Consider the following 15,489-nt stretch of genomic DNA (forward strand, 5'->3'; position numbering starts at 1 on the left):
TTGTTTAGTTTTTCGGCTGATCAGGTGTTTCGGTATGAATAGCTTCGCTGGGTTTATTTTCTGGAGCTTCATTCTGGGTTTCTGGTTCAGAAGGAGACTCCTGCTGATTTTCAACAGATGGCTGCGAACTATCTGCTGGTGGTAAATCATTACTCTCACCATTCGTATCTATTTCCGTGTCAGGATCAGAAGGTACTGTTTCTTCTGGTAGAATCTCCTTCTGATCCGTTGCAGGTTCTTGTTTCTCCGGAGCTGCTTTATCCTTTGTATCTGGTTTGGACGGAACGGCAGGTGTGGATGAATGTATTCGTTGCTCCCTCCCGACTTCCGTTGGTACGTATTTTTGGTTAAACCAGTCTGTCACGAGTTGACCGGATTGACGGGAGTAACTTCCTGGCAGCTTACCTGTAAGGCTGGAGACCGTAACTTTTACAACACCTTCCGGCTGTGTAAAATGCTTATTTTTGAAAAGCTGGGGCTGATCCTTGACCGCCTCGTTCATGATAAGCGCCCACACCGATTGTGCCCTGGAATGCCCTTCTTGAGATAGCGTGTTAACCTGTTGACGGTAACCTGCCCAGACGCCGAGCGTTACATCCGGAGTATAGCCCATGAACCATACATCGCCAAAGTTTTGTGTCGTGCCGGTCTTGCCAGCAATATCAATGGTACCATAGCTTTTAAAAGCATTTTGCATACGTTTGCCTGTACCTCTCGGGTCCGATATAACCGTTTTGAGCATATCTGTCATCAAAAACGCGGTTTGCTGGGAATATACACGCTTCGCCTGCGGTTTGAATTCATATACGATCTTGCCATCGGCATCCGTAATTTTACTGATCAAATGGGGTTCATTGTATACACCCATATTGGGAATCGTACCATATGCCGCTGTCAGTTCCTTGACAGATACGCCCTTACTCAGCCCACCCAGAACACCTGTCTGAGCATGTTCATCCTGCGGCTGAATCGTTGTAATCCCAAGGGAACGCACAAAATTCCAGGCGTTTGGAATTTTCACTTCATATAAAAACAATCTCAGCGCAGGAATGTTGATCGACCGATTGAGTGCTTCGCGGGCTGTCATCAGTCCTTCGTACCGTCTGTTATAATTTTTAGGGATATGATAGCCTTTACGTCCGTCTTTCAATACAATTTGCGAATCATCAATAAGACCAGCAGGCTGAGTGTAGCCTTTTTCCAAAGCAGGCAAATAAGCTGCAATAGGCTTCATAGCAGAACCGGGCTGACGTGTCATCTGGGTTGCATAGTTCATTTGCTCAGTATTAAAGTCCCTTCCCTCGATCATACCGAGTATAGCCCCCGTTTTATGATCAATCATGATGGCAGCAATCTGTTCCAGTCCCTTCTGCTTACTGTATGGAGAAAAGTTTTGCGGATTGGATGCAATCTGTCGCATATCGTTATAAACTTTCTTATTTATCGTTGTATAAATCCGATAACCGGACCGTTGCAGCTCTTCCCGTGTATTTTGAAGGAGTTCGGCATGCTCAGGTTTGGAAATCTCAGTTGTTGTAAGATCCGGATTTTCCTGGAGTGCCAACAACCGAGCGGCCTCCCGCTCCGTCTCCAGCATCAAATAAGGGAATGTATTGTAGCTTTTCTCACGATGTGGTGCAAGAGTAGCTTTAATATCAAATTGAAGTGCCTCGTTATATTCCGTTAATGTGATTTTACCTGTTGCCAGCATTCTTCCCAGTACGACACGCTGGCGCTCGATAGCTTTGTTGAAGCCTTCTTCATCAAACTTCCCTTTACCGTCAAAAGCCGAATAAACAGATGGCAATTGTGGAAGACCGGCCAAATAAGCCGCTTGAGCAATATGAAGCTTATGTAGATCACTTACATTAAAAATCCCTAACGAAGCCGACTTGATCCCATACAAATTGTAGCCTGCGGAGCCATTGCCAAACGGCATTTTGTTTAAGTATGCTGTTAATATTTTATCCTTGCTCATAAAACGTTCCATACGCAGTGCGAGCAGCATTTCCTTTACCTTGCGGCTGTCCGTCTTATCCAGACTGAGGAAAACTCGCCGGGCTACCTGCTGTGTCAGTGTGCTGCCGCCGGTTTGGCGATTTTCGTTCAGAAGCTTCTGTTTGACGGCGCGAGCCGTCCCTTTTAGATCAACACCCTGATGCTCATAAAATTGGCTGTCTTCTGTTGAAATAAGGGCATCTACAATGGATTGGGGAACATCCTTCAGATCCACGAGCTGCCGATCCTCCTCCATACGCATTCGTCCAACCGGGGTTACCTGGTCATTAAAAAATACAAAGCTGGTCAGAGCGTTCTCATTTACCTTTTCATATATCAACTGACGTGATCGTACAGGTTCATCATGAACCAGCGCTGCCACATAACCGGATATAAGACCTCCGGCAAATAGGACCCCAAGTACGCCCGCAAGCGAGAACCACTTGATATTAATCAGCAAAACTCTGCCAAAAATACGCCACCTGCTGCGTTTTTGAGATGATGGTCGACGTTTTGGGTTCATAAAAATGGTTTTCTCCCCTCAATATGCATTCATTTCCACATGCTTTCGTTCAAGATAATATGATACGCCATGTTAGGTTTTCCGTAAACTATAACGTTCCAGAAAATACATTTGGATTAAGAACACTTGTTCCGTATATAATACTACTATATGAATTTACATTCAAGAATATTTTGGAAAGACGATCAGCATACATTTGGAGAGGAGGTTGTAACATTGAACAAACGCGGAAAAAAAACTATATTTCTAGCAGACTGCCAAAGCTTTTATACCAGCATTGAAAAGGCCGACAATCCCGAATACCAGCATAAGCCGCTAGTCGTTGCTGGTGACCCTTCGCTGCGTTCAGGCATTATCTTGGCTGCGTGCCCACTTGCTAAAAAATACGGTATATCTACAGCAGAGCGTCTGGGCGAAGCGATAAAAAAATGTCCTGACCTTACCATTGTACGCCCGCGCATGCAGCATTATATCGACGTCTCATTAAAAATAACAGAAATTTATAACGAGTATACGGATTTGGTTGAGGTTTTCAGTATTGATGAGCAGTTTTTAGACATAACCGGAAGCCTCTCCCTATTCGGAGATCCGGTGAGTATCGCAAGTGAAATTCAACAAAAAGTAATGGCACAGACAGGTGTATGGATTCGCATCGGCATCAGTTCCAATAAAATGCTCGCTAAAATGGCGACAGATATATGGGCCAAGAAGAACGAAAGCGGCATTTTTGCCCTTCCTCCATCCGATATCGCAGCGCTACTGTGGTCTCAGCCGATTCGCTGCATGTTCGGTGTTGGCTCGCGTATGGAACAGCATTTGGAGAGGCTTGGGCTAAACACCATTGGAGACGTCGCACGCACTCCCTTGCCCCGGCTTCAGGATAAATTCCGGTCTCATTTCGGCAAGCAGTCAGATATTCAGGCAGAGGTTTTATGGCGAACTGCTAACGGTCTGGATCACAGTCCCGTCAAGCCGGAAACATTTAATACACCTCCCAAATCCATCGGTCATATGATGACTCTTCCCCGCGACTATCTCCAGCCTGCGGAAGTGGAAACCATTTTGCTTGAGCTAACAGAAGAGGTATGCCGGGACTCCCGTCGCAAAGGATATATGGGCTCGGTTGTGACCGTTCATTGTATATGCAGTCCGCACGAGGCACCGACAGGGTTTTCCCGACAGATGAAGCTGCCTGATCCTACAAACCATACCGAAAAGATATATGAAACCGTGAAAAAAATCTTTTATACCTTTTGGAACCATATGCCAGTGAGGCGCGCAGGTGTCACTTTAAGCGGTCTGATGGATGATCAGTTGTACCAGCTGGACTTTTTTGAAGATCAGGAGCGATCCCGAGCTTTGGAAAAAGTAACAGACACTTTAAAGGATCGATACGGTCAGGCGATCATCATGCGTGCATCATCGTTAACAAACGCCGGGCAGGCTCTGGAGCGATCCGTCAAAATTGGCGGTCATTACAGATAAAATCTCTCCATTAATACACAGTCTATTACCCGGGGAATTAAATACGAGCGAAGGCTACGGAATACTATGCTGAACAGAGAACAATCGGGAAATAGAGGAGCAAGTAAAAAAGGACCGCCTGACATCAGGCAATCCTTTTTCCAGCTTGGATGAGCAGTGAGCATTCAGAGATTTTAGAGACATCCTGCGCATGTCCCGGTTAACGAAACATCCCCCACAGCTTGATCAGATGGAACGTATTAGACGGATCAATTTTTTGCGCCAGTACGAAGGCCGTCAATTGTTCTTCCTGTGCAGCTGTCAGCCGCTCGTTCAAAATAGCGGAAGTGGACTTCACAAGTTGACGTACCTTGGCTTTGTTTTGCAGGTCCGCCTTGGTCACACCTTCGATCTGCTGCTTAACCCGCTCCTTGAGTGCACGATTTTTCATTTTCAACTTAATCCGCTCCACCAGTTGGGGACTGATTCCATATTGCTGATAGCTCAATGTTACCGCACCTCCCATATCATTCGGTCATTCCCAAATATATGACGGCCCGCCTGTCCATTGTGCCTATCTGTTTAAAACTATAAAAACAACCTTATAATTCAACGTGTATCAGTCGATAAGATCTCCCTGGAAAATCTGCTCTTTTTGCAAATAGCCACGTAATGCTTCATACTGCGGAGATGTCCAAAAGGACGAATCCGCGATCAAACCAGTCGCATCCTCACGTGCCTTTTCCAGCACCTCAAAATCCGCTACCATATCTGCTAACCGAAACTCGGGCAGCCCACTTTGCTTGGTACCGAAAAAATCACCCGGCCCTCTCAAATCCAAGTCACGTTTAGCCACTTCAAAACCATCGTCCGTATCAGTCATAACCTTCATCCGTTCCTGACCCACCTCAGACTTGGGATCAGCGACCAACACACAGTAAGAGGCATATGCACCCCGTCCGACACGTCCACGCAGCTGATGCAACTGGGACAAGCCAAAGCGGTCGGCATCCATAATGATCATTAGTGTCGCATTCGGCACGTCTACGCCCACCTCTACAACTGTCGTTGAAATGAGTAACTGGACTTCGTTGGCATAGAAAGAACGCATAACCTCTTCCTTTTCAGCAGGAGTCATTCGCCCATGCAGCAGACCGACGTGGTAATGTGGAAAAGCCTGTTGCATTTGAATATGCAGATCGATGGCATTCTGTACATCCAGCTTCTCGGACTCCTCAATCAATGGGCAGATCAGATAAGCCTGCCGTCCCTGATCTACCTCACGGGAAATAAATCCGAGCACGCGATTCATCAGCTCATGCTTTACCCAATACGTAGAAATCGGAATACGCCCCTTTGGCCGCTCTGACAACGTAGAGACATCCATATCGCCAAATGCAGTGATCGCCAGCGTACGCGGAATCGGCGTTGCCGTCATCGTAAGAACGTCGGGATTATAGCCCTTGCGACGCAATATACTACGCTGATTTACACCAAACCTGTGCTGCTCATCCGTTACGACAAGCCCAAGCTGGCGGAAATACACATCTTCCTGAATAAGGGCATGCGTGCCCACCACAATATCCAGCAGACCCATCTGGAGCGAAGCCAGCAGCTCCTTACGCTTCTTCCCGGTCGTACTGCCTGTCAACAATCCTACACTAATCCCAAACGGTTCAAATAACTTGTGAAGCGACCGCATATGCTGTTCAGCCAAAATTTCCGTTGGCACCATCAGCGCCCCCTGAAAACCGGAACGTACCGTAGCAAACAAACCGATGGCAGCAACCACAGTTTTACCTGACCCAACATCCCCTTGAAGCAGACGGTTCATACAATAAGGCGAACGCAGGTCATGCAGTATTTCAAGCTCGACTTTCTTCTGAGCATCCGTCAGCTCAAACGGCAAGGCCCTCACAAATTCGCGAACCGTGACATTATCCACCGTATGTACAACCCCGTCTGCCCGGCCGCGGTTCAACGCACGGAATGCCTGCATTTTTAGCTGAAATAAAAACAGCTCTTCATATACCATCCGGCGGCGGGCCTCTTGTCCCTCTCGATTGTCCTGAGGCTGGTGTATACCCGCAATAGCCTGCTTACGCGGCACCATACTGTATTTACGCACAAGCGACTCCGGCAAAATTTCGGGAATCATTTCGCCAAACTGCTGGAGTGTCTGGTTCATCGTCTTTCGCATCCAGGTCTGCGTAATCTTACCGCCTACGGAATACACAGGCTGAAGCGTCCCCGAACGAGCGACTCCTTTATCGGGAAACTCGGAATCCGAAACGGTCATCTGCATTCGCTTCAGATCCCATTTGCCAGTCACGACAATTTCGCGGCCTGACGTTAGCTGCTCCTTCAAAAAATGACGATTGAACCATGTCGCTGTAAACATCCAATCCTCAGCCATCAGTTTACAAGTCAATCTGGATTTGCGCCCGTAACGCTGAAGCACGGGAATGCCCATAATTTTGGCCTGCACCGTAATCTTATCTCCGTCCTTCACTTCGCTTAGCGAGCGCAGGCGATAATCTTCATACCGAAACGGATAATATTCCAGCATGTCCTGCACGTTAGAAATGCCAAAAGCGTGAAGCTCTCCTTCTTTGAGAGCACTCACGCCGTGTAATTGTTTTAAAGGTATTTGATCCAATTGCAGCATATTACCTCTCATCTCCGGCCGGCCATACAAAAATGCCAATCGTTCCTGGCCCTACATGAGCCCCAATCACAGCGCCAAGTTCAGTATATATTCGATCTCCCAGCTCAAAATGCTTTGCCAACTGAGCCTCGAACGCTTCTGCCGCGGAGCGATCTGCCGTATGGCCCACAGCAATATTAATTTTTTGACCCTTTAAATCCCGCTCCAGCAGTTCAATAATTCGTGCTGTCGCTTTTTTATGTCCTCTCGCCTTATCAACCGAATAAATAACGCCTTCTTTGTCAATCGAAAGAATGGGCTTAATGTTAAGCAGCGTACCAACCATAGCCGCTGCCTTGCCAATACGTCCGCCTTTTTGCAAGTATTCCAGTGTATCCACCAGGAAATATAAACGACGGCGCTCCCCAAGACGTTCCACAGCCTGAACAATATCAGCCGGGGATTGCCCGGCAGCCGCCAGCTCTGCCGCATAAACCACTAGCATGCCGTATCCGTATGAAGCTGATTTGGAATCCACCACGGTCACTCTATCTTCATGCTTCTCCAGCATGGATTTGCCCAGCAGAGCGGACTGATACGTTCCGCTCACACCGGAGGATAAATGAATAGAGACGATTTGGCTCTCGGGGGACTGCTCCAACAGCGTCGTGTACGTCTCCAAAAAACGGGCTGGTGAAGGCTGTGACGTCGTAGGCAGCTCGTCAGACCGTACCAGCTCGCTGTAAAACTGCACGGCAGACATCTCAATGCCGTCAAGGTAAGTTGTGCTGCCAAACATCACCGTCAGCGGCACAATGACTATACCGAGACGGTCTACCAGCTCCTGTGGAATATCAGCCGTGCTATCGGTCACAATGATGGTGTTGCTCATCGGTCAGACCTCCTTTTGTGGTGAGCTTTTATGGACGCTCTACACCCCATCAAGTTTCCACCGAGAACAGGTAAGGATAAATCGGCTGACCGCCTTCATGAACTTCCACTTCAGCATCCGAATAATGTTCTTCAAGCCATGCGACGAGCTGCTCTGTATCTTCTTGCTTCGCATCCGAACCTGTGAGAATCGTAACAATCTCATCGCCATTCACCAGCATTTTGGTCAGCAAAAGACGAGACGTTGCAATTAACTGTTCCTCGGTCGCCACAATTTTGGAATCCTGAATACCGATATAATGGCCGGCCGTAATATGCAGGTCATCAAGCGTCGTATCCCGTACTGCATAGGTTACCTGCCCTGATTTCACGCGGCTGACTGCGTCCCGCATGCTATTCTGATTTGCCTCGAAGGTTTCTTCCTCCTGAAAAGCGAATGCTGCAGCAATGCCCTGAGGAATCGTTTTGCTAGGAATAACCGACACCAAGCGCTCCATTTCCAGCAGTTCACGCGCCTGCTCTGCCGCCAGAATAATATTGGAATTATTCGGCAGGATAAAAATATGCTGAGCCGCAATCGAGCGGGCTGCATTAACGAAGTCTTCCGTGCTCGGATTCATCGTCTGACCACCGGAGAGGACAACATCCACACCCAAGCTTCTAAAAATATCAGCAATCCCTTCACCCGAAGCCACTGCTATGAAGCCATAGGGTGCCAGTTCATGAGCCGGTGGCTCAGATGGCTCCTCCTCGCGTGCAGGCTCTGCCGGTATTTCAGCAAACCACTCAGGCTCAGGAGCACCATCCATACCCGCAGACAACAAATCACGATGCTGCTCCCGCATATTCAGAATACGGATCTGTGTAATTTCACCGTAACGTAGCGCCAGATTCAGCACTTCACCCGGAGCCTTGGAATGAACATGAACCTTAATAACATCATCGTCCGAAATAACAATGATAGAGTCTCCATCCACTGATAACGCTTTCCTGAAGGCTTCCTCATCAAAGTTCGTACCTTGGGCTTCTCCCAATTGTCGATTAATAAAAAACTCCATATCATATAAAAATTCAATATTTTCCGTTTCAAGCTTCGCCTGCGCCGAAATTGGTGCATCCGGTGAAGGAGCAATCACCGTAGCAGCTGGCCTCTCGGATACATGAGGAGCATAAGCAGTGCGTACATTCTCCACTTTTACAATCGGAGCTGTCGCCAAACCGCTCCCAAGATGCTGCATGAATCCTTCATAAATATACACAAGTCCTTGTCCGCCCGAGTCCACAACCCCTACTTGCTTTAGTACCGGGAGCATGTCCTGCGTCATGGCAAGCGTTTCCTTCGCTTTGGCAAGCACTTCTTCCATCAGTTCAGTAATGTCATTCGTCCGGCGTGAGAAAAACACAGCATGCTTGGCCGCTTCCTTCGCCACGGTAAGAATTGTACCCTCCACCGGCTTAACCACCGCCTTGTAGGCCGCATCCACCCCGCTCTGCAATGCCGATGCGAACTGAAGGGTATTCAATTCCTCGTATGGGGCAGCGTAACGGCTGAAGCCACGAAACAACTGAGACAGGATAACCCCTGAATTGCCGCGGGCTCCCATCAGCAAACCTTTGGATAATATGCCGGACATGACACCGATGGAGGAAGAATCCCCCCTCTTTAATTCTGTTACGCCCGCGCTCATCGTCAAATTCATGTTGGTTCCTGTGTCACCGTCCGGGACCGGAAATACATTAAGTGAATTGACGTGTTCCGCATGCTGCTGTAATTGTTCCGCCCCGGCTAAAACCATTGCGGTAAAATCTGTTCCATTCAAAGAACGATTACTCAAGAGAATTCCCCTTCCTAGCTTAATACACTTGTTTTGCAATCAGCCTTCCGCACCATCATGTTCATCTGTGCGAACAGGTTCAATTGAATTATACTAAAGCCAGACGACGAATACGAATGTCACACTTTCGTAAGCTTTTCGTACTCACGGCCTGATCAGCCTTCCACAGGTCATATATATGAAAAACCAGTCAACCACCCAACACTGAAACATCGGCTGGAATGATAAATATGGTTCCGCCTCTGATCTGTCCGGCATGACTGGAATAAAAATTCACATTCCAACTATTACAAGAATAATCACAGCAATAGCTATCCCATATTGTACTATAATGCGTAAGAGAAATAAATAAAGTTTTTGAATCGGTTGACGGAGCTTTTTTGACTATGATATTATATATAAGTATTGTTTTGTTCAGGTTAGTGACTTACAAAGTCCGACTGACCCAGTCGGCCTGAAGAGCGACCCGTTCCATACGGAACTTGGTTATTTTCAGAATAGGAGGTGGAATCATGTCTCGTAAATGTTCTGTAACAGGCAAAAAGCCTGGCACCGGTAACCACGTATCTCACGCTAATAACCGTAATCGCCGTACTTGGGGCGTCAACGTACAGAAAGTTCGTATTCTCGTTAACGGTAAACCGAAACGCGTTTATGTCAGCACTCGTGCATTGAAAGCCGGTAAAGTGACTCGCGTGTAGTCACAAAAAAATAATGTTATAAACAAAAGGCACCTCGTTTTAAACGGGTGCTTTTTTGGTTATTCAAAATGTTACGTCCATTTGGTCCATGATGTCAAAATGTCAGGCATCTTCCCGCGCGTTCCTGCCGTTTGCTGCCGAGCTACCTGTCTGTTATTGTGCCCGGGAAGCATGCCCTGCGTACCTTGCTCTTCATTTTGCATCCTGTGTGTATGTTACGTGAAATTCAGCTTTTCTGGAATGTATTCAGAATGGCTTTGACGAATCCACCCAGAAATCTTGGCAACTTGATTGTATAAAACTTCATGCTTCACCCTCCCCATCATCCTCGTGCATCCGTTCTCTGTAGTTTATGCAACCTGTCAAGGGTTGTTGCCATACAAAAAAGGCTACATGAGAATCCCGCTCATGTAACCATATTTATGCACATCCATCCCATGCTATACCATTAGACGAGTCCACGAACATACAGATATGCCGAGAGCACGAAAATAAATAGGATATAATAAAGCACGCTGCTTATTACAAAGCCAATGCGCAAACCGAGCCGTTCATTTTTACGAAAATAAAACAGCACAATAAGAACGGCAACGAGTGAAAGAAGAGCATTCCAAGGAGCCTTCACCAGCGAGAAGCAACTTAGGAGCATACCTATCACCATACTCGCTACCGTCATCCACAGCGCTTCGGTCAGCTTCACTAGGACAAATGAGCCGCACTGTCGCGAATAGCCGCAATAGCCGCTCCACGGTCCGCTCTGCCAAATACCGCACTACCGGCCACCAGAACGTCAGCCCCTGCATCAAATACGGCTGCTGCCGTCTCCTCCGCAATGCCTCCGTCTACTTCGATATGTACATCCGGACGGCCGATTTCATTCAACCATGTACGAATCCGTCTGATTTTATCCAGCGTCTCCGGAATAAAAGACTGTCCCCCAAACCCAGGGTTAACTGTCATAACCAGAATCATATCTACATTTGGCAGCACTTCCTTGATCGCATATGGTGAAGTACCCGGATTGAGGGCCACACCCGCAAGAGCACCTTGCTGCTTGATCAAATGAATGACCCCGTGCAGATGAACACAAGCTTCGGCATGAACAGTAACGATATTAGCTCCTGCCTTCACAAAATCGCCGATGTAACGTTCAGGATGCTCAATCATCAGATGAACGTCCAAAGGAAGGCTAGTATGCGGGCGAATAGCCTGAACGATAGGAGGCCCTAATGTAATGTTGGATACAAAATGACCATCCATAACATCCACATGAATCCAGTCTGCTCCCCCTGCTTCAGCTTCCGCAACTTCACTGCCCAAACGGGCAAAATCAGCGGATAAAATCGACGGTGCTATTTTTAACATATGCTCAGTACCTCCGCTTTTTTTCTTTTAACTCCTGATAAAACTGTAAATAGTTATCGTACCGGCCCTGCGAAATATGTCCTTCTGACAAGGCCTCTCTCACTTTACAGCCAGGTTCGTGAATATGGGTACAACCTCGAAATTTACACCCATCAGCGTACGGTTGAAATTCACGGAAACATGGGGATAACTCATCCACACCCAGCTCCAGGAAATCCAGCTGGCTGAAACCCGGTGTATCTGCTACAAAACCGCCATTGTCGAGTGGAATTAATTCTACATGACGAGTCGTGTGCCGTCCTCGGCCCAGCTTATTGCTAATGGCACTCGTCTCCAGTGTTAGACCCGGTTCCAGCGCATTAAGCATGGAAGACTTCCCAACACCTGACTGTCCGGAAAACACGCTGATTTGACCCGCCAACAGCTTCTTAAGCTCAGCTGTACCTTCCCCGGTACGTGCACTGGTCACCAGCACTTCATAACCAATCTTCCGGTACATTTCCTGAACGGCCAAAACCGTCTCATCCTCCGAAGGGCTGCCCTCATACAAATCGCGCTTTGTCAGACAGATAATTGTATCCAGCCCGGCATGCTCAATATGCACCAAAAATTTGTCCAACAGCGGCAGATTTAAATCCGGCTCACGCAGGGAAAACAACAGTACGGCAAGCGTAGTGTTAGCCACTGGCGGGCGAATGAGCTCCGTCGTGCGCTTTCGAATCTCATTAACCATACCTTCCCCATTTTCAGTCAGCTCGTAAACGACCCGGTCGCCAACAAGCGGCGTAATCTCTTTTTTCTTAAAAATTCCGCGTGCTCTGCATTGTACCGTAGCTTCGCCGGATACCGGCCGCCCATTCTGATCCAGACTGGAGACATAATAATATCCGCTGAGCGCCTTGACGATCAGACCTTCAGGCATGTGTAAGCTGTCCTCCTTTATGTGTTCAGGTTCCAAAATTGGTATAGTGAAAACGAATAACGGATAGTAATACTGACCTCCGGCAAGATTACTGATGCTTTACAGCCTCAATGACTTCACCCTGTTTTTTGTGGAGGCCCTTTCCATTACCTGAATCGATTGTGTGTTTAACGGCAAACTTACCACGTGTTACGCCCGTTGAGCCGGCTTCGGGGGCAAGAGCGGACGGTTCACCGTTACCATCGGTGCCATCATGATTGTTCGAGTCGTCCCCGGTACCACCATTTGAAGTATCCACGTTATTCCCTTGTTCACCGTTTCCACTGCCATTCTGTGAAGAAGTACCTTCTGGCGTATCCGTCGGTGTAGTTCCAGCAGGTGGAGCGATTTGAGGCATCGTCACCGTTCCATTCTTCGCGTCAATATAAGAAACGGGATACGTATCAACAAATTGTCCATCTCTGTATACAGAGACAACACTGTCCTTGTTCGGAGCCAGCAACAGATTAATAGTGAACACTTGTGTCGTATTAATCGTACGGCTTCCCCATTCCTGGTTTTCTCCACGTGCATCCGTATAAGTAATACGAATTTTGCTGTTTTTACCCTCTTCCTTCGGCGCAACTGGCACATTAAATGGCAGTGTAATCGCTTCTGGTGGATAACCAGTGCTTACATAAAATGTAATTTCTGTATTTGGAGGCAAATCACTGCCAGCCTCTGATGGCCACTGCTTGGTTACTTTGCCTTTTCCCTGCTCATAGCTGAATTCCTCTTTGACCGAGCCAACCTTTAATCCAGCACTTTTGACCTCATTTTCCGCTTCTTTCTGCGTCTTGCCTACTAGATTTGGCATTTTTACTGTAGCAGCGCCTTTGCTGACCGTTAGCACCACCTGTACTATATCTTTATCAAAGGACTCATTTGCCGCTGGTGTCTGACTAAGGACGGTTCCTTCGGCCTTATCACTGAACTGCTCATTCCGCTGAATCTGTGTCTCCTTAATTTGCTGGGAGGTCAACAGCTTGACAGCATCATCATAGCTCTGCCCTTTGACATCCGGCATCGGAGTAAGCGGCTTGGCAATCCCAACTTTCAGCTCAATTTCTGTTCCCTTCTTAACCACAGATTTCTCTGGATAGCTCTGATAGAAAACAACTCCAGGCGCAACCCCATCCTTATACTCACGCTTAATCGGGTCCTTAATGGACAACCCGGACTGACTGATCAATAGTTTGGCTTGATCCTCTGTCTTGGTCACCACATTCGGCACTACAACGTCAGGGACGACGAGCAAATTTTGCACATAGTACACTACGCCACCCATGCAAAGAAGCAATACGAGCACCAGCGTTACCCACAAGATCGGCTTCTTTTTACTTTTTTTAGCCGTTTGCTTGCTCTGAAGCTTTTCAGAATCGCCGGATTGGGCAGGCGCGTCGTCTCCATTGGAGGACATTCCCATTTGCTGAGGCTTAATAGCCGGAATAACCCGCGTTTGATCCTCGTCGTCCAAATGTGTAAATTCCAGTTTGGATTCATTACGTCGTCCCGGCAACAGGCATGTCTCCAAATCTTTTAGCATTTCATCCGCTGATTGATAACGTTCCTCTGGATTTTTGCGCATGGATTTTAAAATAACGTTTTCCACGCTTTGCGGAATCAGCGGATTAATTTTGCGCGGTTCCTCAAACTCCTCTTGCAAATGCTTGAGTGCTACACTGATCGGGCTTTCCCCCAGAAAAGGGAGCTGCGCCGTCAGCATTTGGTATAAAACAATCCCAAGAGAATATAAGTCCGATTTCTCGCCGGTGACGACTCCCTTCGCATGCTCGGGTGAAAAGTAATGGACAGAGCCCACGACAGAGCCTGTCTGGGTAATCGTCGTTGACGTAACGGCTCTAGCAATCCCAAAATCGGTTACCTTTACCCGTCCGTTGCGCCCGATCAATATGTTATGCGGTTTTATGTCCCGGTGAATAATTTGATTTTGGTGAGCGTGCTCCAGCGCATCACAAATCTGAGAAGCAATTCGTACCGCTTCATCCACTTGCAGCGGGGCACGTTCCTTAATGATTTCGTTCAGATTTTTGCCCTCCACGCACTCCATTACAATATAATGGATTTCATCCTCTTGGCCGACATCATAAATACTGACCACATTCGGATGGGAGAGCGAGGCCGCAGACTGCGCCTCACGCCGAAACCGGCGAATAAATTCATCATCATGAACAAATTGCTGACGCAGCACCTTGACCGCTACATTACGATTCAGCAAAATATCTTGAGCCCTGTACACCAGCGCCATACCGCCGCCGCCGATGCGCTCAATAATTTCATATCTTCCCCCAAGCAGGTGCCCGATCATGCGTCCCACCCCTTTTCACTCAATGAAACCGTGTCATCGGGCAATTCAAACAAAGCTACCGTGATGTTGTCGTCGCCTCCGGCAAGCAGCGCCAGATGCAGCAGACGATCCGCTCGTTCCTCCAGAGGATTCTCGGCGGCACCTACTACTTTACTAATTTGCTCCTCTGTCACCAGATTGCTCAGCCCGTCGCTGCACAGTAACAACACATCGCCTTTTTCCAGGGAAATGGAGTCAATATCCACCCGCACCTCGGAATCAGTGCCCAGCGCCCGTGTTAACACATTGCGGCGGGGATGGTTCTCCCGCTCTTCCTTGCTGATCTGGCCGTTTTTGAATAACTCATTGACCAGTGTGTGGTCTTCCGTAATCTGACGTACCGCCCCTTTAGAAATCACATAGGCACGGCTGTCCCCAATATGTCCGATAATCCCGGAGGCATCGTTTAGCAAAACGGCTACAACCGTTGTTCCCATATTGTGATACTTATCATCGTGGGCAGCCGTCTGGAAGATGACTTCATTAGCATGCAAAATAGCGTCGCTAAGCGCCGCTGTCAAAGAATGCGCGGATAACCCGCTCTCCAGCGTCGCCAAATCAGCGGCAAGTGTCTCAACCGCAAGGCGGCTGGCCGTATCACCGGCCAAATGCCCCCCCATGCCATCGGCAACAATTCCAAGAATATACCCCTGCTCCAAGTGCCTGATCCAGGCAGAATCCTCATTCACCGAACGTACACGTCCGACGTGGCTGACATGAACTGTTTTGATCAAAT

Annotated in this window: 13 protein-coding genes; 2 read left to right on the top strand and 11 right to left on the bottom strand. The window is 47.9% G+C overall.

Annotation, left to right across the window (positions count from 1 at the left end):
- Nucleotides 1-4: 4 nt before the first annotated feature.
- Complete coding sequence (locus HPL003_RS23460) at nt 5-2,521, bottom strand: transglycosylase domain-containing protein (protein ID WP_014282282.1); 2,517 nt, start codon at nt 2,519-2,521, stop codon at nt 5-7.
- Nucleotides 2,522-2,737: 216 nt separating this feature from the next.
- Here HPL003_RS23460 and HPL003_RS23465 point away from each other — a divergent pair, with 216 nt between their 5' ends.
- On the top strand, nt 2,738-4,006 hold the full coding sequence (locus tag HPL003_RS23465) for a DNA polymerase IV (RefSeq protein WP_014282283.1): 1,269 nt from the start codon (nt 2,738-2,740) through the stop codon (nt 4,004-4,006).
- Nucleotides 4,007-4,205: 199 nt separating this feature from the next.
- Here the strand turns inward: HPL003_RS23465 and HPL003_RS23470 are convergent, their stop codons facing one another.
- The 4 genes from HPL003_RS23470 to HPL003_RS23485 all read right to left on the bottom strand — a co-directional run bounded on the left by HPL003_RS23470 (nt 4,206) and on the right by HPL003_RS23485 (nt 9,358).
- On the bottom strand, nt 4,206-4,493 hold the full coding sequence (locus HPL003_RS23470) for a stage VI sporulation protein F (protein ID WP_014282284.1): 288 nt from the start codon (nt 4,491-4,493) through the stop codon (nt 4,206-4,208).
- Between the two features lie 111 nt (nt 4,494-4,604).
- A complete protein-coding gene (gene recG, locus HPL003_RS23475) occupies nt 4,605-6,653 on the bottom strand; it encodes an ATP-dependent DNA helicase RecG (RefSeq protein WP_014282285.1) in 2,049 nt (682 codons plus the stop codon).
- 1 nt (nt 6,654) lies between these two features.
- Nucleotides 6,655-7,524, bottom strand: a complete 870-nt coding sequence (locus HPL003_RS23480) for a DegV family protein (protein ID WP_014282286.1) — start codon at nt 7,522-7,524, stop codon at nt 6,655-6,657.
- Between the two features lie 49 nt (nt 7,525-7,573).
- Nucleotides 7,574-9,358: a DAK2 domain-containing protein gene (locus tag HPL003_RS23485; RefSeq protein WP_014282287.1), complete on the bottom strand. Its 1,785-nt coding sequence runs from the start codon at nt 9,356-9,358 to the stop codon at nt 7,574-7,576.
- 512 nt (nt 9,359-9,870) lie between these two features.
- Between HPL003_RS23485 and rpmB the strand changes: the two genes are divergently transcribed.
- Nucleotides 9,871-10,059, top strand: a complete 189-nt coding sequence (gene rpmB, locus HPL003_RS23490; RefSeq protein ID WP_014282288.1) for a 50S ribosomal protein L28 — start codon at nt 9,871-9,873, stop codon at nt 10,057-10,059.
- Nucleotides 10,060-10,285: 226 nt separating this feature from the next.
- Here the strand turns inward: rpmB and spoVM are convergent, their stop codons facing one another.
- From spoVM to HPL003_RS23520, 6 genes are all read right to left on the bottom strand, one after another.
- Nucleotides 10,286-10,366 carry a stage V sporulation protein SpoVM gene (spoVM, locus tag HPL003_RS23495; protein ID WP_014282289.1) on the bottom strand — a complete coding sequence of 27 codons (81 nt, stop codon included), beginning with the start codon at nt 10,364-10,366 and terminating at the stop codon, nt 10,286-10,288.
- 141 nt (nt 10,367-10,507) lie between these two features.
- Entirely contained in the window at nt 10,508-10,759 is a 252-nt protein-coding gene (locus HPL003_RS23500) for a hypothetical protein (RefSeq protein ID WP_014282290.1), read from the bottom strand.
- Entirely contained in the window at nt 10,759-11,424 is a 666-nt protein-coding gene (gene rpe / locus HPL003_RS23505; RefSeq protein ID WP_014282291.1) for a ribulose-phosphate 3-epimerase, read from the bottom strand. Before rpe ends, HPL003_RS23500 begins: the two co-directional genes overlap by 1 nt.
- A 4-nt stretch (nt 11,425-11,428) precedes the next feature.
- Entirely contained in the window at nt 11,429-12,346 is a 918-nt protein-coding gene (gene rsgA / locus HPL003_RS23510; protein WP_014282292.1) for a ribosome small subunit-dependent GTPase A, read from the bottom strand.
- Nucleotides 12,347-12,434: 88 nt separating this feature from the next.
- Complete coding sequence (gene pknB, locus HPL003_RS23515; protein WP_014282293.1) at nt 12,435-14,714, bottom strand: Stk1 family PASTA domain-containing Ser/Thr kinase; 2,280 nt, start codon at nt 14,712-14,714, stop codon at nt 12,435-12,437.
- Entirely contained in the window at nt 14,711-15,487 is a 777-nt protein-coding gene (locus HPL003_RS23520; RefSeq protein WP_014282294.1) for a Stp1/IreP family PP2C-type Ser/Thr phosphatase, read from the bottom strand. The genes pknB and HPL003_RS23520 overlap by 4 nt, the downstream gene beginning before the upstream one ends.
- Nucleotides 15,488-15,489: the final 2 nt, after the last annotated feature.

The sequence above is a fragment of the Paenibacillus terrae HPL-003 genome (assembly GCF_000235585.1).
Lineage (GTDB): Bacteria > Bacillota > Bacilli > Paenibacillales > Paenibacillaceae > Paenibacillus > Paenibacillus terrae_B.

Bases quoted from the DNA above. Each gene is read 5' to 3' on its own strand.
- HPL003_RS23460 (WP_014282282.1), bottom strand. From the start codon at position 2,521: ATGAACCCAAAACGTCGACCATCATCTCAAAAACGCAGCAGGTGGCGT.
- recG (WP_014282285.1), bottom strand. From the start codon at position 6,653: ATGCTGCAATTGGATCAAATACCTTTAAAACAATTACACGGCGTGAGT.
- HPL003_RS23480 (WP_014282286.1), bottom strand. From the start codon at position 7,524: ATGAGCAACACCATCATTGTGACCGATAGCACGGCTGATATTCCACAG.
- rpmB (WP_014282288.1), top strand. From the start codon at position 9,871: ATGTCTCGTAAATGTTCTGTAACAGGCAAAAAGCCTGGCACCGGTAAC.
- spoVM (WP_014282289.1), bottom strand. From the start codon at position 10,366: ATGAAGTTTTATACAATCAAGTTGCCAAGATTTCTGGGTGGATTCGTC.
- rpe (WP_014282291.1), bottom strand. From the start codon at position 11,424: ATGTTAAAAATAGCACCGTCGATTTTATCCGCTGATTTTGCCCGTTTG.
- rsgA (WP_014282292.1), bottom strand. From the start codon at position 12,346: ATGCCTGAAGGTCTGATCGTCAAGGCGCTCAGCGGATATTATTATGTC.
- pknB (WP_014282293.1), bottom strand. From the start codon at position 14,714: ATGATCGGGCACCTGCTTGGGGGAAGATATGAAATTATTGAGCGCATC.